The organism is Roseovarius halophilus (ex Wu et al. 2025) (assembly GCF_047086965.1).
Genome location: NZ_JBKOTX010000100.1, coordinates 1 through 20,466, shown reverse-complemented (window position 1 = coordinate 20,466; position 20,466 = coordinate 1). Strand labels below are relative to the sequence as shown.

At 66.8% G+C, this 20,466-nt stretch carries 19 protein-coding genes; 11 read left to right on the top strand and 8 right to left on the bottom strand.

Annotation, left to right across the window (positions count from 1 at the left end):
• Positions 1-154 precede the first annotated feature (154 nt).
• On the bottom strand, positions 155-1,024 hold the full coding sequence (gene serB, locus ACH107_RS18745) for a phosphoserine phosphatase SerB (RefSeq protein ID WP_412507121.1): 870 nt from the start codon (positions 1,022-1,024) through the stop codon (positions 155-157).
• Positions 1,025-1,240: 216 nt separating this feature from the next.
• On the opposite strand from serB, the gene ACH107_RS18740 reads away from it, so the two are divergent.
• From ACH107_RS18740 to mnmH, 4 genes are all read left to right on the top strand, one after another.
• Entirely contained in the window at positions 1,241-2,386 is a 1,146-nt protein-coding gene (locus tag ACH107_RS18740; protein ID WP_412507120.1) for a phosphoserine transaminase, read from the top strand.
• 85 nt (positions 2,387-2,471) lie between these two features.
• Positions 2,472-4,067, top strand: coding sequence for a phosphoglycerate dehydrogenase (serA, locus tag ACH107_RS18735; RefSeq protein ID WP_412507122.1), 1,596 nt, complete (start codon positions 2,472-2,474; stop codon positions 4,065-4,067).
• A 55-nt stretch (positions 4,068-4,122) separates the two neighbouring features.
• Entirely contained in the window at positions 4,123-4,851 is a 729-nt protein-coding gene (locus tag ACH107_RS18730; protein ID WP_412507119.1) for a metallophosphoesterase, read from the top strand.
• A 50-nt stretch (positions 4,852-4,901) separates the two neighbouring features.
• A complete protein-coding gene (mnmH, locus tag ACH107_RS18725; protein ID WP_412507118.1) occupies positions 4,902-5,957 on the top strand; it encodes a tRNA 2-selenouridine(34) synthase MnmH in 1,056 nt (351 codons plus the stop codon).
• On the opposite strand, the gene selD is transcribed toward mnmH, so the two are convergent.
• The 4 genes from selD to ACH107_RS18705 form a co-directional block, all read right to left on the bottom strand.
• The gene (gene selD / locus ACH107_RS18720; RefSeq protein ID WP_412507117.1) at positions 5,941-8,094 is read right to left on the bottom strand and encodes a selenide, water dikinase SelD; all 2,154 of its coding nucleotides are present in this window, start codon (positions 8,092-8,094) and stop codon (positions 5,941-5,943) included. The two genes, mnmH and selD, sit on opposite strands and share 17 nt — an antisense overlap.
• A gap of 313 nt (positions 8,095-8,407) precedes the next feature.
• Positions 8,408-8,686 (bottom strand): hypothetical protein, encoded by a 279-nt coding sequence (locus ACH107_RS18715; RefSeq protein WP_412507116.1) that lies wholly within the window; start codon positions 8,684-8,686, stop codon positions 8,408-8,410.
• Entirely contained in the window at positions 8,683-9,720 is a 1,038-nt protein-coding gene (gene tdh, locus ACH107_RS18710) for an L-threonine 3-dehydrogenase (RefSeq protein WP_405049849.1), read from the bottom strand. The genes ACH107_RS18715 and tdh overlap by 4 nt, the downstream gene beginning before the upstream one ends.
• Complete coding sequence (locus ACH107_RS18705; RefSeq protein ID WP_412507115.1) at positions 9,717-10,901, bottom strand: glycine C-acetyltransferase; 1,185 nt, start codon at positions 10,899-10,901, stop codon at positions 9,717-9,719. Before ACH107_RS18705 ends, tdh begins: the two co-directional genes overlap by 4 nt.
• A 147-nt stretch (positions 10,902-11,048) precedes the next feature.
• Here ACH107_RS18705 and bktB point away from each other — a divergent pair, with 147 nt between their 5' ends.
• Positions 11,049-12,227, top strand: a complete 1,179-nt coding sequence (gene bktB, locus ACH107_RS18700; protein ID WP_412507114.1) for a beta-ketothiolase BktB — start codon at positions 11,049-11,051, stop codon at positions 12,225-12,227.
• Here bktB and yaaA read toward each other — a convergent pair.
• The 3 genes from yaaA to ACH107_RS18685 all read right to left on the bottom strand — a co-directional run bounded on the left by yaaA (position 12,224) and on the right by ACH107_RS18685 (position 15,442).
• Positions 12,224-12,997: a peroxide stress protein YaaA gene (gene yaaA, locus ACH107_RS18695; protein ID WP_412507113.1), complete on the bottom strand. Its 774-nt coding sequence runs from the start codon at positions 12,995-12,997 to the stop codon at positions 12,224-12,226. The genes bktB and yaaA overlap by 4 nt on opposite strands.
• 66 nt (positions 12,998-13,063) lie before the next feature.
• Positions 13,064-15,097 (bottom strand): DNA helicase RecQ, encoded by a 2,034-nt coding sequence (recQ, locus tag ACH107_RS18690; protein WP_412507112.1) that lies wholly within the window; start codon positions 15,095-15,097, stop codon positions 13,064-13,066.
• Between the two features lie 78 nt (positions 15,098-15,175).
• A complete protein-coding gene (locus ACH107_RS18685) occupies positions 15,176-15,442 on the bottom strand; it encodes a YggT family protein (protein ID WP_310691328.1) in 267 nt (88 codons plus the stop codon).
• Positions 15,443-15,565: 123 nt separating this feature from the next.
• Between ACH107_RS18685 and ACH107_RS18680 the strand changes: the two genes are divergently transcribed.
• The 6 genes from ACH107_RS18680 to ACH107_RS18655 all read left to right on the top strand — a co-directional run bounded on the left by ACH107_RS18680 (position 15,566) and on the right by ACH107_RS18655 (position 20,092).
• Positions 15,566-16,102: an acyl-CoA thioesterase gene (locus tag ACH107_RS18680; RefSeq protein ID WP_310691327.1), complete on the top strand. Its 537-nt coding sequence runs from the start codon at positions 15,566-15,568 to the stop codon at positions 16,100-16,102.
• Between the two features lie 60 nt (positions 16,103-16,162).
• A complete protein-coding gene (locus ACH107_RS18675; protein WP_310691326.1) occupies positions 16,163-17,557 on the top strand; it encodes an MFS transporter in 1,395 nt (464 codons plus the stop codon).
• Positions 17,527-18,453: a penicillin-insensitive murein endopeptidase gene (mepA, locus tag ACH107_RS18670; protein WP_412507111.1), complete on the top strand. Its 927-nt coding sequence runs from the start codon at positions 17,527-17,529 to the stop codon at positions 18,451-18,453. Before ACH107_RS18675 ends, mepA begins: the two co-directional genes overlap by 31 nt.
• Positions 18,454-18,547: 94 nt before the next feature.
• Positions 18,548-19,186 carry a queuosine precursor transporter gene (locus tag ACH107_RS18665; protein ID WP_412507110.1) on the top strand — a complete coding sequence of 213 codons (639 nt, stop codon included), beginning with the start codon at positions 18,548-18,550 and terminating at the stop codon, positions 19,184-19,186.
• A 342-nt stretch (positions 19,187-19,528) separates the two neighbouring features.
• Positions 19,529-19,951: an alternative ribosome rescue aminoacyl-tRNA hydrolase ArfB gene (gene arfB / locus ACH107_RS18660; protein ID WP_412507109.1), complete on the top strand. Its 423-nt coding sequence runs from the start codon at positions 19,529-19,531 to the stop codon at positions 19,949-19,951.
• A 12-nt stretch (positions 19,952-19,963) separates the two neighbouring features.
• A complete protein-coding gene (locus ACH107_RS18655; protein ID WP_412507108.1) occupies positions 19,964-20,092 on the top strand; it encodes a hypothetical protein in 129 nt (42 codons plus the stop codon).
• Positions 20,093-20,466: the final 374 nt, after the last annotated feature.

Genomic DNA, 20,466 nt, shown 5'->3' with positions numbered 1-20,466 from the left:
ACATGGCCCTCGATCATGTAGCCCTCTATCGTGCCGGTGTGGCAGGACATCATCCTGATCGGAATGCCCTTGCCGATCTTGTAACGGGTCAGCGCCGTGGGGGGGGGGGGGGGGGCGGGGGCCCCCCCCCCCCCCCGCGACGACGCGCCGCCTGCTAAGCGGCGAAGTCCTCCCGCGCGTAGCCCTGCAGGAACAGCAGCGCGGTCAGGTCGCCGTGATTGACGCGCAGCGCGCACTGGGCCGCCACGCTGGGCTTGGCATGAAGGGCCACACCGCTGCCCGCCCGGCCCAGCATGCCCAGGTCGTTGGCCCCGTCGCCCACCGCCAGCACATCGCGCTCGGACAGGCCCAGCCGGGCCGTGATCTCTTCCAAGGCCTGCACCTTGGCCTCGCAGCCCAGGATCGGGCGCGCCACGTCGCCGGTCAGCTTGCCCGCCTCCTCCAGCAGGGTGTTCGCGCGGAATTCGTCAAAGCCCAGCGCCGTGGCCACTTCGCCCGCGAAGGCCGTGAAACCGCCCGAAACCAAGACCGCATGGGCGCCCCCCGCCTTCATCGTCGCCAGTAGCGCCTTGCCGCCGGGCATGTAGGTGATGCGTTCGGCCAGGACCCGGTGGATCACTTGCAGGTCGAGCCCCGCGAGAAGCCCCACCCGCTCGATCAGGGCGCCTTCGAAATCCAGCTCGCCGTTCATGGCGCGGGCCGTGATCTCGGCCACGCGCGGCCCGATCCCCGCCTCGGCGGCCAGTTCGTCGATGCATTCCTGGCGGATCATGGTGCTGTCCATGTCCGCCAGCAGCATCGACTTGCGCCGCCCTTCGGCGGGTTGCAGGTTCAGGTCCACCCCGAGCGCATCAAGTTCCGTGCGCACCGCCGCGAAATTGCCGGGCCGGGCCGAAACCGGAAACTCCGCCGCCTCGTCCGGGGACAGCCAGATGGCCGCGCCCCCGCCCCAGGCATTGCGGAGGTTTTCGACCACGGCGGGCTCCAGGGCCCCGGGACGGGCGATCAGGGTCACGACTTCCATGCGGCATCCTTTCCGTTGCCATGTCTCAAACCAAGACGAAGACCCAAGCGCAACCCTTGTCGGCAGGTGTGCGATGGGCACCCCACCTGCCGCTTGTGCGCGCGATGATGTCGCAAACCGGCAGATTGGCTGTTGCAGAGAGGCGGCTAATGCACTAGCCGGACCGGTGGGACACCCCTCCCCAACGAGGGGCGCTTATCTGGAAGGGTAGCAAAAATGACCACGACGAAACCGGCAACGCGGCCGGCTAATCCGCGTTTTTCCTCCGGCCCCTGTGCCAAACCCCCCACATGGACACTCGACGCGCTTTCCGACGCCGCCCTCGGCCGGTCGCACCGCGCCGCGGTGGGCAAGGACAAGCTCAAGTCCGCGATCGAGACCACGCGCGAGCTGCTGGGCATCCCCGCCGACTATCGTGTCGGAATCGTGCCCGCCTCGGACACCGGTGCCGTGGAAATGGCGATGTGGTCCCTGCTTGGCGAACGGCCCGTCGAGGTGGTCGCCTGGGAAAGCTTCGGCGCGGGCTGGGTCACCGACGCGGTCAAGCAGCTCAAGATCGCGGCCACCGTGCACGAGGCCGACTACGGCGAGATCGTCGACATGGCCGCGCTGAACTACGACCATGACGTGGTCTTCACCTGGAACGGCACGACCTCCGGCGTGCGCGTCCCATCGGGGCAACTGATCCCGGCCGAGCGTGCGGGCCTGACCATCTGCGACGCGACCTCGGCGGCCTTCGCGCAGGACCTGCCCTGGGACAAACTGGATGTGACGACCTTCTCGTGGCAAAAGGTCATGGGTGGCGAGGCGGCCCACGGTATGCTGGTTCTTTCGCCCCGCGCGGTGGACCGGCTGGAAAGCTACACCCCGCCCTGGCCACTGCCCAAGATCTTTCGCATGACAAAGGGTGGCAAGCTCAACGAGGGCATCTTCGAGGGCGCGACGATCAACACGCCGTCGATGCTTGCCGTCGAGGACTACCTCTTCGCCCTGGGCTGGGCGAAATCCATCGGCGGGCTGGACGCCCTGATCCACCGGGCCAACACCAACGCCCGGGCGATCTGGAACTTCTGCGCCAGCCGCGACTGGATCGACAACCTGGCCAGTGACCCGACCACCCGGTCGAACACCAGCGTCTGCCTGAAGTTCACCGATGATCGCATCACGGATGGCGCCGGGTTCGCCAAGACGGTGCAGAAACGGCTGGAGGCCGAGGGCGTGGCCCTCGACGTTGGCGCCTATCGTGACGCGCCCGCCGGGCTGCGCATCTGGTGCGGCGCAACGGTCGAGACCAGCGATGTCGAGGCGCTGCTGCCCTGGCTTGACTGGGCGTTCCAAGAAGAGATCGCCGCCCTTTCCTGATACATCCGCTCATCGAGGTCCGCGCCCTTTCCTGCTGGATGTGGTGCGGCCTCGGGTGAGCGCCCCAATGACAAGGACCACAGACATGGCCCCCAAGGTACTCATCTCCGACAAGCTCTCCGACGCCGCCGTGCAAATCTTCCGTGACCGCGGCATCGACGTCGACTTCCAGCCCGATCTGGGCAAGGACAAGGAAAAACTGCTGCAGGTCATCGGCCAGTACGACGGCCTCGCAATCCGCTCGGCCACCAAGGCCACGGAAAAGATCATCGCCGCCGCGGACAACCTCAAGGTCATCGGCCGCGCCGGGATCGGCACCGACAACATCGACAAGGAGGCGGCCTCGAAGAAGGGCATCATCGTGATGAACACCCCCTTCGGCAACATGGTCACCACGGCCGAACACGCCATCGCCATGATGTTCGCCGTCGCCCGGCAGATCCCCGAGGCCAGCGCCTCGACCCACGCGGGCAAATGGGAGAAGTCGAAATTCATGGGGGTCGAGCTGACCGGCAAGACGCTGGGTGTGATCGGTGCCGGCAACATCGGCGGCATCGTCTGTGACCGTGCCCGCGGGCTGAGGATGAAGGTCGTGGCCTACGATCCGTACCTGTCCGAGGAGCACGCCATCGAGATGGGTGTGGAGAAGGTCGAGCTGGACGCGTTGCTGGCACGGGCCGATTTCATCACGCTGCACGTGCCCTTCACGGATGCCACGAAGAACATCCTCAGCCGCGAGAACCTGGAAAAGACCAAGAAGGGCGCGCGCATCATCAACTGCGCCCGAGGCGGGCTGGTCGATGAAGAAGCCGTGGCCGACCTGCTGAAATCCGGGCACCTGGGCGGCGCGGCCTTCGACGTCTTCGCGCAGGAACCGGCGACGGAGAACCCGCTGTTCAACCTGCCCAACGTCGTCTGCACCCCGCACCTGGGCGCGGCCACCACAGAGGCGCAGGAGAACGTCGCGCTGCAGGTGGCCGAGCAGATGTCGGATTATCTGCTGACCGGGGCGGTTCAGAACGCGCTCAATTCGCCCTCTGTCACCGCCGAGGAAGCCAAGATCATGGGCCCCTGGATCAAGCTGGCCGATCACCTGGGCAACTTCATCGGCCAGATGACGGACGAACCGATCAAGGCGATCAACATCCTGTACGATGGCGAGGCCTCGGAGATGAACCTGGCCGCGCTGACCTCGGCCACCGTGGCAGGCATCATGACCGTCACGAACCCGGACGTGAACGTCGTCTCGGCCCCGGTCATCGCCAAGGAACGCGGCGTGCAGATATCGACCACCAAGCAGGACCAGTCCGGCGCCTTCGAGGGTTACATCAAGGTCACTGTCGTCACCGACACCCGCGAACGGTCCATCGGCGGCACGGTCTTCAGCGACGGCAAACCGCGCTTCATCCAGATCAAGGGCATCAACATCGACGCCGAGATCGGCGAGCACATGATCTACACCACCAATGATGACAAGCCGGGCATCATCGGTGCGCTGGGGGCGACCATGGGGGCGCATGGCGTGAACATCGCGAACTTCACGCTGGGCCGTTCCACCGAGAAGGGCGAGGCCATCGCGCTGCTTTACGTGGACGAACCCGTGCCCGCCGCCGCGCTCAACGAACTCAAGGCGACCGAGCTGTTCAAACAGGTCAAACCGTTGACCTTCAACGTCGACTAGGATCACAAGGAAGGGCGCCGCACCGGCGCCCTTCTCATTTCCGAGGACTCTCCGGATGCTCTATGCCATCGGCGACATTCACGGCCAGCTGGCCCAGCTCGATCGCGCCCTCGCGCTGATCGAGGCCGATGGCGGGCGGGATGCGCCGCATGTCTTTCTCGGCGACCTTCCCGATCGCGGCCCCGACACCCGCGGCGTGATCGACCGGCTGATGGCCGGGCAGGCCGAGGGACGCGACTGGACGGTGCTTTTCGGCAATCACGACCGCATGTTCCTGCGCTTTGTCCGCGACGGGGTGGAACAGGACGCAGCCATCAAGTCCGGCAAGGGCTGGCTGCATCCGGCACTTGGCGGTCCCGCGACGCTGGCCTCTTATGACGTTCATGCCGATGACGAAGACCCGGACCGGGCAGAGCTTCTGGCCGAGGTCCGCGCGGCGGTGCCGCAGGCGCATCTGGACTGGATCGCCGCGCGCCCTCGCTGGCACAGGGCGCAGGGGCACCTTTTCGTGCATGCTGGCCTGCGCCCCGGCATCCCCGTCGAGGATCAGTCCGAGGAAGACCTCATCTGGATTCGCGACGGCTGGCTCGACGACACCCGCGACCACGGCGAGATGGTCGTCCATGGACACACTGCGCTGGACCACCCCCGCCACGAAGGCAACCGCATCAACATGGACGGCGGCGCGGGCTATGGCCGCCCGCTGGTTCCGGCGGTGCTGGAGGATGGCCAGTGGTTCCTGCTCTCCGGGTCGGGGCGCCAGCCGCTGACACCCCCGGACTGACCGCGTCCGGGCGGCTTTCGCAGAGGCGCCCCGTCAGATAAGCACATCTCATGCCCGAGACCTTCCGCACCCTGGCCGATCTGCTGGCCCACGGCCATGACGATGTCATCGACGTGCGCTCGCCCGCCGAATTCGCCGAGGACCACATTCCCGGCGCCATCAACCTGCCCGCCCTGTCAAACGAGGAACGGGCGCGGGTTGGCACGATCTACAGGCAGATTGCCCCCTTCGAGGCGCGCAAGACGGGCGCGGCGCTTGTCGCCCGCAACGTGGCCCGGCACCTGGAAACCGACCTGGCCGACCGCGCCGGCGGCTGGCGCCCGCTTGTCTATTGCTGGCGCGGCGGTCAGCGGTCGGGCTCGGTCGCGACGATCCTGCGGGCAGTCGGCTGGCGGGCGGACACGATCTCGGGCGGCTACCAGACCTATCGGCGGCTGGTGCATGCGATGCTCTACGACACACCCTTGCCCCACCGCGTGATCCTGCTGGACGGCTACACCGGCACCGCAAAGACAGACCTGCTGCACCGGCTGGCGGACCTGGGCGTGCAGATGCTCGACCTCGAGGGCCTGGCCGGGCATCGCGGCTCGATCCTTGGAGGCGATCCATCGGACCAACCCAGCCAGAAATCCTTCGAAAGCGCCCTGGCCTGTCGTCTTGCCCGCCTGGACCCGGCCCGCCCCGTGGTGCTGGAGGCCGAAAGCAGCAAGATCGGCGAACGGATCATCCCGCCCAGTCTCTGGGCCATCATGAAAGCGGCCCCCCGGATCATTGTCAGCGCGCCGCTCGACGCCCGTGCCGCCTATCTGGTCGAGGCCTATGCGGATGTCATCGCCCGGCAGGACGACCTGACCAACCGCCTGCAGGTACTCAGGCGCCATCGCGGGGGCGCGGTGGTCGATCGTTGGCTTGAACGTCTGACCGCGGGCGACCACGAAGGTCTGGCCCGGGCGCTGATGCAGGACCACTACGATCCCAGCTACGCCAAGTCCCGTGCGGCGCGCGCGCATCCCGTGCTGGCACAGGTCGCGGCCCCTGGTCTGACACCGGTCGATCGCGACGCGCTGGCGGCGCGGATCGCAGAAACCGTCAGGTCTGAAGGCTGATCCCGTCACCCTCGATCACCCGGCCGATCACCCGCGCGGGGTAGCCCGCCGCACATAGCGCGGCGCAGGTGGTCTCGGCCGCGTCCCCGGCCACGGCGGCCAGCAGGCCTCCGCAGGTCTGCGGGTCGAACAGCAGGTCGCGCAGCGCGCCTTCGGGCCCCGTCAGGGGCAGGGCGTTTCCGACATTGTCGTCAAAGAGCGTCGACCGGACACCGGCCTCGGCGAGGTCCAAAGCGCCGGGCAAAACTGGCAGCGCGTCCAGCACAGCCCCCGTGCCCGATGCGCGGCAGATCGCCGAAAGGTGCCCGGCCAGACCGAAGCCGGTCACATCCGTCATGGCGTGGGCGTCGTGCAGCAGACGTGACGCCTCGCCCTGCCCCTGGACCATCGCGTCGAAGCAGGCCAGCACGTCGCCCCCCCTTGCCTTGCCCCGCATTTCGGCGGCAAGGATCGTGCCCGAGCCAATGGGCTTGGTCAGGATCAGCGCGTCGCCCGCCCGCGCGCCCCGCACGGTGATCGGCGCGGCATCGGCCAGCCCGGTCACCGTGAAGCCGATCGTCATCTCGGCCCCCTGGCTGGTATGGCCGCCCACGATCTCTGCCCCGGCCTGCGCCATGACATCGGAGGCGGCCCGCGTGATCTCGGCCAGCGTCCGGGCCTGCAGGGCAGGCGTCATGCGCGGCAGGATCAGGCTGATCAGCGCCGACTGCGGCACTGCCCCCATCGCCCAGACATCGCCCAGCGCATGGATGGCCGCGATCCGCGCCATCAGGGCCGGGTCCTCGGTCACCGCGCTCAGATGGTCGGTGGCAAGAACCTGCCGGGTGCCCCCCACGGACAGCACCGCCGCGTCATCCCCGGGCAGACTGATCACGTCGTCGCGCCCCGGGGTCGGCAGACCCTCCAGCGCCGTGGTCAGCGCCGCACCGCCCACCTTTGCCCCACAGCCGGAACACAGCGGCGCGCGTCCCATGAGTTCGGCCACGCCGCGGGCCGCGCGGGCAGGCGGCTCGGGCGCCATGGCGGGCAGATCGCGAAACCGGCGCATGAAGGTCCGGTCGATCCGGTCCTTCCAGCGCCAGAGCAGCCGCCCGCGCCGCGCCGTGCCCAGCTTCTCGGCCAGCGCCGTCTGGCCGCCCAGAGAGATCAGCTTGAGGTAATCCTTCTGCGGTTTGAACCGGCGCAGAGGGCGGCCCGACAGATGGGCGACAAGGTTGTGATGCAGCACCGGGGCTTCGCGCACGGCGAACACGCCGGCCTTGGGGCGCGGATCGAAGGCCAGATGCGCGCAGTCGCCCACGGCGAAGACATCGGGCGAGGAGGTCTGCAATGTCGGCCCGACCGAAAGCGAGCCCGCGTGGCTGTCCAGGCCCGTCTCGGCCAGCCAGTCCTGCGGGTGAGCCCCAGCAGCCCCGGTCGTGAAATGGCTGGGAATCTCACGTCCGTCGGCAAGGCGCACGGACTGCGCCGTCACCTCGACGACATCGGCCTGTTCAATGGGAACCACCGCTTCGTCCTCCAGCGCGGCCAGCAGCCTTGTCCGCGCGGGTGGAGCGAATTCTTCCAGAACTTCCCCACGGTCGATCAGGTGCACGCTCGGATCGTGGCCACCCTTGCGCAGCGCATGCGCCATGGCCATGGCCAGCTCGGCCCCGGCGACGCCGCCGCCGATCACGGCAACCGACGGGGTGGAAGTCTCGGCGCGGAACGCCTCCCATTGCGTGGCAAAGCGGCCAAGGGGCTTGGCGGGGATGCCATGATCGGCGAAGCCGGGCAGCCCCGGCATTTCCGAGGTGATGCCGATATCGACCGAGGCCACGTCATAGGCGATCTCGCCGCGCCCTGCGACCATGATGGTCCGCGCCTGCGGGTCCAGCCCGATCGCGCGCCCGGGGATGATCCGCGCCCCGGAAAAGCGGGCCAGCTGCACCAGGTCAATGTCCAGATCGTCACGGCCGTAGTGCCCGGCGACAAAGCCCGGCAGCATCCCCGAATAGGGCGCGGTCGGGCCGGGGTTGATGACGGTCAGGCGCACACCGGGCAGCGGTTCCATTCCCCATTTGCGCAGCACCAGCGCATGGGTATGGCCGCCCCCGATCAGCACGAGGTCGCGGGTCAGTGGCACGGGCTTTTTCATGCGGGTCCCCTAATGCGTTTTGTCCCTCGGGGGAACGGGGTTTCGGCACTGAAGGGTCACGTTCGCGTGGCTCATTCTCTCAAATCCGAGACGTTTCCGTTGGCCCGCGTTAGGGTTTTCGCAACCACCCTGCCGCAGGGTCCGACCCGGGCGCGGTCGATGGCGGTCTCGGCGCCATGGCCTGACCCCGGCACCCTCCTGACCGGCGCCGGATGGGGGCGACGCAAGCCCATGCGGCATCGGTTGATATGGTCGGGAACCTGGCCTCTGTTCCCGGCCATATCGGGTCGCCTTCGCCTCTGGTGCCCTACACTCATGAGCGTCTGTCCTCGGCCGGGTCGGGCCGGGTCTGCGCGGCGCGACCCCGACCCCTTCGGCGCTTACCGCGCAGCCCGTGCCAGAGCGGCTTGATATCCAGCGCCGCGACCGCCACCCCAAGCGGAATCATCCAGAACCCGAGGATCGGCAGGAACCCGAATATTCCGCCGAGGATCAGCAGCAGACCCAGCAAAAGACGCAGGCCCGGCGGAACCCGCTTGCGCACCCGGACAAGGGCCCGCTTCGCGCGGGTTTTCCAATGGTGGCGCGTCATGTCCAGTCCAGCACCACCTTGCCGGACTTGCCCGACAGCATGGCCTCGAAGCCGTCTCTGAACCGGTTGACCGCAAAGCGATGCGTTATCACGGGCCGCACGTCCAACCCGTTTTCCAGCATGGCGATCATCTTGTACCAGGTCTCGAAGATCTCGCGACCGTAGACGCCCTTGATGGTGATCGCCTTGAAGACGATCTCGGACCAGTCCACCGGCGACTTGCCCGGCGGGATGCCCAGCAACGCGATGCGCCCGCCCATGACCAGCGCGCCGACCATCTGGTCGAAGGCGGCCTGGCTGCCCGACATTTCCAGCCCCACGTCGAAGCCCTGTTTCATCTTCAGACCGGCGATGACGTCGCGCAGGTCTTCCTGCGCCACATTCACCGGGCGGCAATCGGCAACCTTTTCAGCGAGCGCCAGCCGGTCGGGATTCACATCCGTGATGACGACATGCCGCGCGCCCACATGACGGGCCACGGCGGCGGCCATGATGCCGATGGGGCCGGCGCCGGTGATCAGGACATCCTCGCCGATGAGGTCGAAAGACAGCGCGGTGTGTACGGCATTGCCCAGGGGATCGAGGATCGCGCCGATCTCATCATCAATCGCCTCGGACAGCGGCACGACGTTGAAGGCAGGCAGCGCGAGGTATTCTGCAAAGGCCCCCTGCACGTTCACACCCACACCCCGCGTTCCGGGGTCCAGGTGGAACTTGCCCGCACGGCTCTGGCGGCTGTCGTGGCCGATCAGGTGGCCCTCGCCCGAACACCGCTGACCGATCTCCAGCCCGTTCACATTGCGGCCCAGGTCCACGATTTCACCCGCGAATTCATGGCCCGTGATCATCGGCACAGGCACGGTATGCGCCGCCCAGTCATCCCAGTTCCAGATATGGATATCGGTGCCGCAGATGCCGGTCTTGTTCACACGAATCAGCACCTCGTCGGGTCCGATCTCAGGCACCGGGGCCGCGATCTTCCACAGGCCTGGCTCTGGCCGGGATTTCTCCAGCGCCGCCATCATGTTGGTCATGTCAGAACCCCGGTTTCGCGGCCGGCCTGTTCAAAGGCGGCGGCGGCTGTCGTCAGGTCCTCCGCCGTCAGGGCCGCGTTCATCTGGGTGCGGATGCGGGCCTGCCCCTTTGGAACCACCGGGAAAAAGAAGCCCTTGACCAGCACGCCCAGCTCGAACAGGCGGTTCGCCATGTTCTGGGATTTGACCGCGTCGTGGGTCATGACCGGGATGATCGGATGTTCGCCGGGCAACAGCTCGAAACCCGCCTCGGTCAGCGCGCCGCGCCATTGACGCGCATTGTCGAAAAGCCGGGTCCGCAGGTCATCGCCCTGTTCGACAAGGTCCAGCGCCACGATCCCGGCGGCCACCACGGCGGGTGGCAAGGCATTGGAAAACAGGTAGGGGCGGGCGCGCTGGCGCAGCAGGTCGATCACCGGTTGCGGCCCCGCGATATAGCCACCGATGGCCCCGCCCAGCGCCTTGCCAAGGGTGCCCGTAAGGACATCCGCCTTGATCCCGAAATGCGCGGGCGTGCCCGCCCCGCGCGGACCCATGAAGCCGGTCGCGTGGCAATCGTCAACCATCAGCAGCGCCTCGTACCGATCGGCCAGCGCCCGGATTTCCGGCAGGTGGGCCAGATAGCCGTCCATCGAGAAGACACCATCGGTGGCGATCATGACATGCCGCGCGCCATCGGCGCGGGCCTGTTTCAACTGCGCCTCGAGGTCGTCCATGTCGGAATTCGCATAGCGATAGCGTTTGGCTTTGCAAAGCCTGATGCCGTCGATGATCGAGGCATGATTGAGCGCATCCGAGACCACCGCGTCCTCGGGGCCCAGCAGGGGCTCGAACAACCCGCCATTGGCGTCGAAACAGGCGGCGAAGAGGATCGAATCGTCATGGCCCAGATAGGCGGCCAGGCGCTGTTCAAGCTGCCGGTGCAAATCCTGCGTGCCGCAGATGAAGCGCACCGAGGCCATGCCGAAGCCGTGATCGTCCATCGCCCGCTTCGCCGCCTCGATCAGCGCCGGGTGGTCGGCCAGACCAAGGTAGTTGTTGGCACAGAGATTGATCAGGTGACTGTCACCCACATCGACTTGCGCCGCCTGCGGCGAGGTGATCTCGCTTTCGGTTTTCCACAGACCCTCGGCGCGGATCTCTGCCAGCCGGGTTTCCATATCGTCGAGAAATGCGGTCATGTCGGACCCTCCTTGCGGCGAGGCAATCACGGACGCACGGATTTTACCATGGCCGCACAAGTCGGACATAGCCCGGCGCGCCGCAACGTCAGGGTTTGGCAACCGCGGCAGGCACGATAGGCTTGTCCCAGCACAGGAGGAGTCCACATGACCGACGATATCGTTCTTCTTGCCGGCACCCGCACGGCCATCGGCACCTTCGGCGGGTCGCTGGCCGGGGTCGCGCCGACCGACCTTGCCGCGACGGTGACGCGCGCCGCGCTGGATCGCGCCGGGCTGGCACCGGATCAGGTCGGGCATGTGGTCTTCGGCCATGTCATCAACACCGAACCGAAGGACATGTACCTGTCGCGCATGGCGGCCATGGGGGCCGGCCTTCCGGAAACAGTTCCGGCGATGAACGTGAACCGGCTGTGCGGCTCGGGCGCGCAGGCCATCGTCTCGGCGGCGCAGGCCCTGATGCTGGATGATGCGGATTTCGCCCTGGCGGGCGGGGCCGAGTCCATGTCGCGCAGCCCCTTCATCCTGCCGGATCAGCGCTGGGGCGCGAAGATGGGCGACGTCAGGTCGCTCGACATGATGCTGGGGGCGCTGAACTGCCCCTTCGGCACCGGGCACATGGGGGTGACGGCGGAAAACGTGGCGCGGGACCACGGGATCAGCCGCGCCGATCAGGATGCCTTTGCCCTCGAAAGTCAGCGGCGCGCGGCGCAGGCCATCGCGGCCGGGCATTTCGACCGCGAGATCACGCCGGTCACCGTCACGGCAAAGCGGCAGGACATCAGCTTTGCGACCGACGAGCACCCCAAACCCACCACGCCCGAGGCGCTGGCCGGGCTGCGATCGGCCTTCGAAAACGACGGCACTGTCACGGCGGGCAATGCCAGCGGAATCAATGATGGGGCGGCGGCCCTCGTCCTGGCGCGCGCCAGTGCAGCCGACGCGGCGGGGCTGACCCCGCACGCCCGCATCCTGGGCTATGCCCATGCCGGAGTACGCCCCGAGGTCATGGGGATCGGCCCGGTCCCGGCGGTGCGTGCGCTGTTCGCGCGCACCGGGCTGACGGCCAAGGATTTCGACGTGATCGAGTCGAACGAGGCCTTCGCGGCGCAGGCGCTGGCCGTGTCCAAGGAACTGGGTCTGGACCCTGCGAAGGTAAATCCCAATGGCGGGGCCATCGCGCTGGGTCATCCCGTGGGCGCGACCGGCGCGATCATCACCGTCAAGGCCCTGCACGAATTGGAGCGGACCAAAGGCAGGAAGGCCCTGATCACCATGTGTATCGGCGGCGGTCAGGGCATCGCGCTGGCGATCGAACTTCTCTAGGCCTCGGGCCAGTCCCTCACGAAGGCGGGCTTGTTCTCGTCGCTCAGGTCGGGATCATGGCGATAGCCGCCCAGGTCGAAGCCGGTCAGGGCCTCGGCGTCCTCGATACGGTTTTCCATGATGAAGCGCGCCATCGCGCCGCGCGCCCGCTTGGCATAGAAACTGACGATCTTTGTCTTGCCGTCCTTGTTTTCCAGGAAGGTCGGCGTCACCACCCGCAGCCCCAGCGCGGGGCGGTCGGCGGCGGTGTAATACTCGACACTGGCGCAGTTCACCAGGGTGTCGGCGCCCTGGGCCTCGGCCTGTTCGGTCAGGGCCTTTGCGATCCGGTCACCCCAGTACTCATACAGGGTCTTGCCGCGCCGCGTTTTCAGGCGGCTGCCCATTTCAAGCCGGTGCGCCTGGATCGCGTCCAGCGGGCGCAGCAAGCCATACAGCCCCGACAGGATACGCAGATGATCCTGGGCATAGCGCAGCGCGTCCTCGGACAGGGTCTTGGCCTCCAGCCCCTGGTAGGTGTCCCCGTTGAAGGCAAAGACGGCGGGCTTGACCACATCCTTGGTCGGCGCATCAAGAAAGGCGCGATAGCGGTCGCGGTTCAGCGTGGCCAGGTTGTCGGACAGGCCCATCAGCGCCTTGAGGTCCGTCAGGGGCAGGTTGCGCGCCGTCTTCGCCAGCCGGTTGGCCTCGTCGTGGAAGATCGGCTCGGTCGGCTTGTGGCCCACGGGCTCCATATCCAGGGCCTTGGCGGGGGACAGGACAGTCAGCATCGGACACCTCTTTTCAGTCGTCTTGCACAGGATATGTCGCGCGGCGCGAAAGGCCAGCCCATCCGCTCAGGTCTCGGCGATCACATCAAGAAACGCGGCACCGAAGCGGTCGGCGTAGCGGTCGCCCAGAAGGCGGGTCATGGCGAGTTTATCACGCGGCTTCTGCCGCGCCACCCGGGCCAGCACTGCGGCGGAACAGGTCATGGGCTTGTCGGTGCCCTCGGGGCCGCGTGCCAGGTCGGCCTGTACTTGCAGCAGGCGATCATAGAGTGTGCCCTCGTCGCGCCCGGCCAGTTTGGCCCGGGCCGGGTGCATCCCCTCGGCCTCGCCGTTGATGACCTCCAGGAATGCCTTGCCGTAACTGTTCAGCTTCTTGGCGCCGATCCCCGAGACCCGCGCCATGTCGTCCAGCGTGCGCGGGCGGGTTTCGGCCATCTCGACAAGAGTGCGATCGTTGAAGATGATATAGGCGGGCACGCCCTGCGCCTCGGCCAGCGCCCGGCGCTTGGCCTTGAGCGCGGAGAGCAGCGGCGCATCCTCGTCACTGACCATGGCGCGGACCTTTGGTCCGGTCTTGGCGGTCTTGATGGTATCGAGGCGCAGCCGGATCCTCTCCTCGTCGCGCAGAATAGGGCGGGCACGCTCGGTCATGCGCAACGCGCCGTGGCGCTCCGGGTCGGGGCGCAGCAGGTCGTGACCCATCATCTGCCGGAAGATCGCCTGCCATTGCTGGAGGGAATAGGCCTTGCCCACGCCATAGGTCGGCAACTGGTCGTGGCCGCGCTGGCGAATCTTGTCGGTCTCCGACCCCAGCAGGATCTCGATCAGGTGGCCCGCACCGAAACTCTCGCCCGTGCGCAGCGCGGCGGACAGGGCCATACGCACCGGCGTCGTGCCATCGAAGACCTCCGGCGGCTTGTCGCACAGGTCGCAATTGCCGCAGGGCGCGGCCTCTTCGTCGAAATAGGACAGCAAGGCCTGACGGCGGCAGGTCAGCGCCTCGGCCAGACCCAGCAGCGCGTTCAAGCGGCCATGATCGGCGGCGCGGCGGTCGGGCGGGGCCAGCCCCTCGTCGATCTGCTGGCGGCGAAAGCCGATGTCCTGCGGCCCGAACAGGGTCAGCGTTTCGGCCGGCGCCCCGTCTCGGCCCGCGCGGCCAATCTCCTGATAGTAGGCCTCGATCGACTTGGGCAGGTCCACATGGGCGACCCAGCGGATATCGGGCTTGTCGATGCCCATGCCGAAGGCCACCGTGGCGCAGACGATCAACCCATCCTCCTGCTGAAAGCGCCGCTCGATGGCGCGCCGGTCCTCGGCCTCCATCCCGCCGTGATAATGGCAGGCGTTGTGGCCGTCCTCGCGCAGGGCGGCGGCCAGCGTCTCGGTCTTGGCGCGGGTGCCGCAATAGGCGATGCCCGACTGGCCCTTGCGGGCCCCGGCAAAGGCCATGATCTGACGGCGGGGCTGGTCCTTGACGGCAAAGGCCAGGTGGATGTTGGGCCGATCAAAACCGCGCAGAAAGGTCTGCGGCGCCTGCCCGGCGAAGAGCTTGTCAACGATCTCGGCGCGGGTTTCGGCATCGGCCGTCGCGGTGAAGGCGGCCAGCGGCACGTCCAGCGCGCGGCGCAGATCACCGATCGCCATGTAGTCGGGGCGGAAATCATGGCCCCACTGGCTGACGCAGTGCGCCTCGTCCACGGCAATCAGGCGCACGCCCGCCTGTCGCAGCATCCGCTGCGCCCCGCCCGACGCCAGCCTTTCCGGCGCCATGTAGAGCAGCTTGCAACTGCCATCCTGCAATGCACGAAAGGCCGCGTCGGTCTCCTCATCCGTGTTGCCCGAGGTCAGCGCATGGGCGGCGACGCCCGCCTCCTGCAGCCCGCGGACCTGGTCGCGCATCAACGCGATCAGCGGCGAGATCACCACCGTCACCCCGTCGCGCACAAGGGCGGGCAGCTGGAAACACAGCGACTTGCCCCCGCCGGTGGGCATGATCGCCAGCGTGTTGCGGCCCGCGGCCACGGCCTCGACGATTTCCTGCTGGCCGGGCCGGAAGGCGTCGAAGCCGAAGATGTCGCGGAGCAGCGTCGCGGCGCGCATGCGGGGGACCTGTCTGTTGCCGAAAGGGCGATGCTGCACAATTCCCACAGCCCGATTCGGGGGGCAAGGCCCGGCGCGTCAGATAATCAGGATGCGCAGGATCTCGAGCCCGATCAGCGCCACCAGCGGCGACAGGTCGATCCCGCCCATCTGGGGCAGGACACTGCGGATCGGGGCATAGATCGGCTCCATCAGCCGGTTCAGGCCGGACCAGACCTGGTAGACAAAGGGTTGCCGGATATTGAGCACCTGAAAGTTGATCAGCCAGCTCATGATGAAATGCACGATGATGAAAAAGCGCACGACACCGATGAGCAAGAGCGCAATCTGCTGAAGATCATTCATGGTCTGGTCCTTTCGTTCACTGACAAGTAGGCAGAGGATCGCTCGGGGGCAATCCCTGCATTGGCCGAAAATCACGCTGCGTCAGTCGTGACGTCAGGCCGCCACTGAAAGGTAAGTCGTCCCATGTACCCGTTTCTTCGCATGTCGTGGCAGATGTCGTGCGCCCGCAGGGCCCCGCGCCTGGGCCTTTGGGACACGCATGAAAGCACCCATCTCTGCTGGCCCTGGGATCTGGACCTCTGGGCCGAACTGAACAACGGCCGCACGTTGACGCTGTTCGACCTCGGCCGCCTGCCCATGGCCCAGCGCACCGGCATGATCGACCTGATGAAGGAGCGCAAATGGGGCATGGCGGTCGCGGGAGCCTCGGTGCGCTATCGCCGCCGGGTGCATGCCTTCTACAGGCTGACCCAGCGCAGCCGCTGCTTGGGCTTCGACGACAAGTTCCTCTATCTCGAGCAGGCGATGTGGCGCAGCGACGGGGCCTGCGCCAACCATGGCCTGATCCGCATGGCCGTGACCGGGACAAGCGGAATTGTCGCCCCCGCGCAAGTTGCCGAAGGCTTGGGGCACGCCGGCCCATCGCCCGAGTTGCCCCGCTGGGTCCGCGCCTGGGCCGAAGCCGACAGCGCGCGGCCGTGGCCCCCGATGCAGGACTGACACGAGGCTTGCCAGGCCCGCCCGTTGTCTATCTTATCGCCGCGGGCAAAAGGGGCGGTCATGGCGAGTGTGTTGCGAAAACGCGTCTGGGGCTGGATGGCCTTCGACTGGGCGACGCAGCCCTTCTACACGCTCGGCCTGACCTTCATATTCGGCCCCTATTTCGCCACCGTCGCGGCCGAGTTCTTTCTGACCAGCGGCATGACCGAACAGGCCGCCGACGCGCAGGCACAATCGCTGTGGTCCATTGGCCAGACGCTGGCCGGGCTTTTCATCGCCTTTACCGCGCCTGTACTGGGGGCCTATGCCGACAGCACAGGCAGGCGCCTGCCCTGGCTGATCGCCTTTTCCGCTGTCTTCGTTGTCTGCACCTCGCTGCTCTGGTTCATGGTGCCCGATGGATCTGCGGCGATCTTCTGCCTTGTGGCCTTTTCCATCGCCTTCGTGGCGGCCGAATATGCGCTGGTCTTCACCAATGCCATCCTGCCCAGCCTGGGCGGCCAGGACGCGATCGGGCGCATCTCGGGCGATGGCGCGGCCATCGGGTATTGGGGGGGCGTTTCGGCGCTGCTGATCTTCCTGCCGTTCTTCTACGAATTCAGCGAAGGCAAGACGCTTCTGGGCCTCTCCCCCGCCTTCGGCCTGCTGGATGGAACAGCGCGCGAGGGGACCCGCGCCGTGGGCCCTTTCATCGCCGCCTGGTTCGCGATCTTCATGATCCCCTACTGGATGTATGTCCGCGAGGACAACTCGCCCAACCGGCAGGGCGGGATGGGCGCGGCCATGCGGGATCTCAAGCAATCCCTCGTCGGTGTCGCGCACCGCAAGAGCCTGTTGAACTTCCTGATTTCCTCGATGCTCTATCGTGACGCGCTGAACGCGCTTTATGCCTTCGGCGGAGTCTATGCCGCGCTGGTGCTGGATTGGGGCCTGATGCAGATCGCCGTCTTCGGCATCATCGGAGCGGTGGCAGCAGCGATTTCGACCTCGATCGCCGGACGCGCTGACCACAAATTCGGGCCGCGCCCTGTCATCCATTTCTGCATCGTCACGCTGATGGTCGTCTGCGTCATCATTGTCGGCATGACCCGCGAACAGGTTCTGGGCATCCCCCTGCCGCCGGGCAGCCCGGTGCCGGACCTGCTGTTCTACATCTGCGGGTCGATCATCGGCGGCGCGGGCGGCGGCATCTATACGGCCAGCCGGTCGATGATGGTGCGCCACACCCACCCGGAGCGCCCGACCGAGGCCTTCGGCCTTTTCGCGCTGTCGGGCAAGGCAACGGCCTTCCTCGCCCCCGGCCTCATCGCCTTTTTCACCTGGTGGTTCGGTGATGCGCGGCTGGGATTCACCCCCGTCATCGGGCTTTTCGTGACAGGCTTCGTCCTGCTACGGTGGGTCGATCCAGAAGGAGATCGCGCGGAATGGTCAAGTTCCTCGATACCGGCGCCCTGATCCTGGCGTTGGCCTTAACGGCCGCCTGCCAGACCGGGGGCGACGACAGCCGGTCCGAGGCGGCCGCGCCCAGCGTCTCGACCCAGAACGCCAACGACACCCGTGTCGCAAAGCAGGTCTTCGGCTATCTGCCCGCGGCCTCGGATCAGTCCAGCGCGGCCCTTGGCGGCTATGCGCGCGGCTGCCAGGCCGGCGCGGTGGAGCTGCCCGAGACGGGGCCGACCTGGCAGGCCATGCGCCTGAGCCGCAATCGCAACTGGGCGCAGCCCGAGACAATCGCCTACGTGACCGACCTCAGCCGGTTCGCCGCGACCCTGCCAGGGTGGGACGGGCTATATGTCGGCGACATGAGCCAGCCCCGTGGCGGGCCGATGCTGACCGGCCATCGCAGCCACCAATCGGGGCTGGACGCGGACATCTGGATGCTGCCCCCCGACCGATTGGACCTGACCACACAAGAGCGCGAGACCATCAGCTCGATTTCCATGCGGCGGGACCGCGGTGCCTTTACCAACGACCGCTGGACCGAGGCCCACATGAAACTGCTGCGTGCCGCAGCCAGCGACGACCGCGTGGCGCGGATCTTCGTCTTTCCGGGCGCCAAGGTCGACATGTGCGACTGGGAAACCGGCGACCGCAGCTGGCTGCGCAAGGTCCGGCCCTGGTGGGGGCATCACTACCATTTCCACGTGCGGCTGACCTGCCCCGAGGGCGACCGCGCCTGCGAGAACCAGTCCCCGCCGCCGCCCGGCGACGGCTGCGCCGATGCCCAGGTTTGGGTGGACAACATCCTAGACCCGCCGCCACCGGACCCGGACGCGACACCGCGCCCCTCGCGCGGGCCGCTGCGGATGGCGGATCTGCCCGGCCAATGCGCCGCGGTCGCCGCGAACTGAGTTGACAGGGGGCAGGCCGTCCCTGTAAGCGCGGTGCGTTCTGCCGTGCGGGCAGGGCCAAGTCTCCGCGACCTTGTAAAAACGGACCAAAATCATGACCCGTCTTCTTCCCGGCATCCTTGCCATGGCCACCGTCGTCGTGGCCTCGAACATCCTCGTTCAATTCCTGCTGCTCGATGGCCTCCTGACCTGGGGGGCCTTCACCTATCCCTTCGCCTTCCTCGTGACCGACATCATGAACCGCGTCTACGGCCCCGGCCCGGCGCGGCGCGTGGTCTTTGCGGGCTTCGTCACCGGGGTGCTCTGTTCGCTGATCGGCAGCCAGATCATGCTGCAGGGCGACGGGTTCACCTATGCGGCGGTGCCGCTGCGAGTGGCCGTGGCCTCGGGCGCGGCGTTCCTTGTTGCGCAAATTCTTGATGTTGCGATATTTTCCCGCCTGCGGGACGGCGCCTGGTGGCGGGCGCCGCTGGCCTCGACCGTCATCGGCTCGGCCGTCGACACCGCGCTGTTCTTCACCATCGCCTTCAGCGCGGCTCTGTCCTTCGGTGCGGCGGCCGACGCGCAGGTGGGCTGGGCCCAGGGTCCGGCGCCGCTGCTGCTGAACGGGCCCGAGGCGCCGCTCTGGGTCTCGCTGGCCCTGGCCGACTGGGGGGTCAAGCTGGCCATCGCCCTTATCGCCCTGGTCCCCTTCCGGCTCATCGTCGGGCGGCTTTGTCGACCCGTCACTTAAATGTAGTAATTTTTCCTTTGGCGATCCCTCGATCTTGTGTTTTCCTGCCCACAGGCGAAACAATGAAAGGAGGTGATCCAGTGTCTAGAAAGAGATTGGAGCGAGGTGTCGGGACAGCTTGGAGGTTTGACATCTGAGGCAGCCCTTGGGTGTGCAGAACTCCAGGTGGGCGGCTGGCAGAGCAGTCTAACCGACCCCACCTCCTGAACTTTCGGAAGGCCGCCCCGTCGCTCGGGCGGCCTTCTTAACGTTACGGACCCGGCTTTTCGGGACGTTTTGTACAAAATTTCCGGGTCCGGTATCATGGTTTATACAAAACCCAGGGCCGGGAAGAGGGCAGCGATGGGACTTCGGATAAGCGACACGGTGACGATCGAGGACTGGGAGCTGACCGAGCAGTTCGTCCGGTCCTCGGGCCCCGGCGGGCAGAACGTCAACAAGGTGGCCACCGCCGTCGAGCTGCGCTTCGAGGCGGCGCGCTCGCCCAACCTGCCCGGCCCGGTCAAGACCCGGCTGCGGCGCATCGCGGGGCACCGCTGGACGGGCGAGGGCGCGGTGCTGATCAAGTGCGACGAGACGCGCAGCCAGGCCCGCAACCGCGAGATCGCGCGCGAGCGGCTGGCCGGGCTGATCCGCACGGCGCTGGAGCGGCCCAAGCGCCGCATCCCGACCGGCGTGTCACGCACCCAGAAACGCAAGCGGGTCGATGCCAAGAAGAAACGCGGCGAGGTCAAAGCCCTGCGCGGCCCGGTGCGCGACGACTGACGGGCGCGCGCGATGCCGCCCTGCCCCGCGTCGGGGGCCACGGGCGTGACGGCGACCCCCTGGCCCGAACTGGACGCGCCGGAGACGGAGGGGCTACGGGCCTCGGCGGAGCTGTTGAAGTGGATGGTGGAGGCGGTTTGAGTGCGCTTCAGCCGGCAAGAGAACGTTATGGTGCCAGTTGTGTACACTGCAATTTGAGGTTCGGACCTTCCGCCAGCTACAACCGGCCTCCCGTTTGCAAAGATGTTCCAAATTTCTTAACGAATTGAAGATATTACGTTACTTCTGGTACAGGCAAGCGGTTTGCTCTAGACAATCGGTGGGTAGGGGCGATAACTTTACGCCCCTGAGTTCAGTCAGCCGTTCAGGCTTGAAGAGCCACTCATTATGGTTACTTCACCTGAACTGAAACAAAAGGGCACCTCGATTTTTGACTATTTTCTTGGTCGCGCAGCGGTGCGTTTGGCGTGAAGCGGGAGGGAAGTAGCTGTTTGGCGGTATGCCCCCCGGGGCAA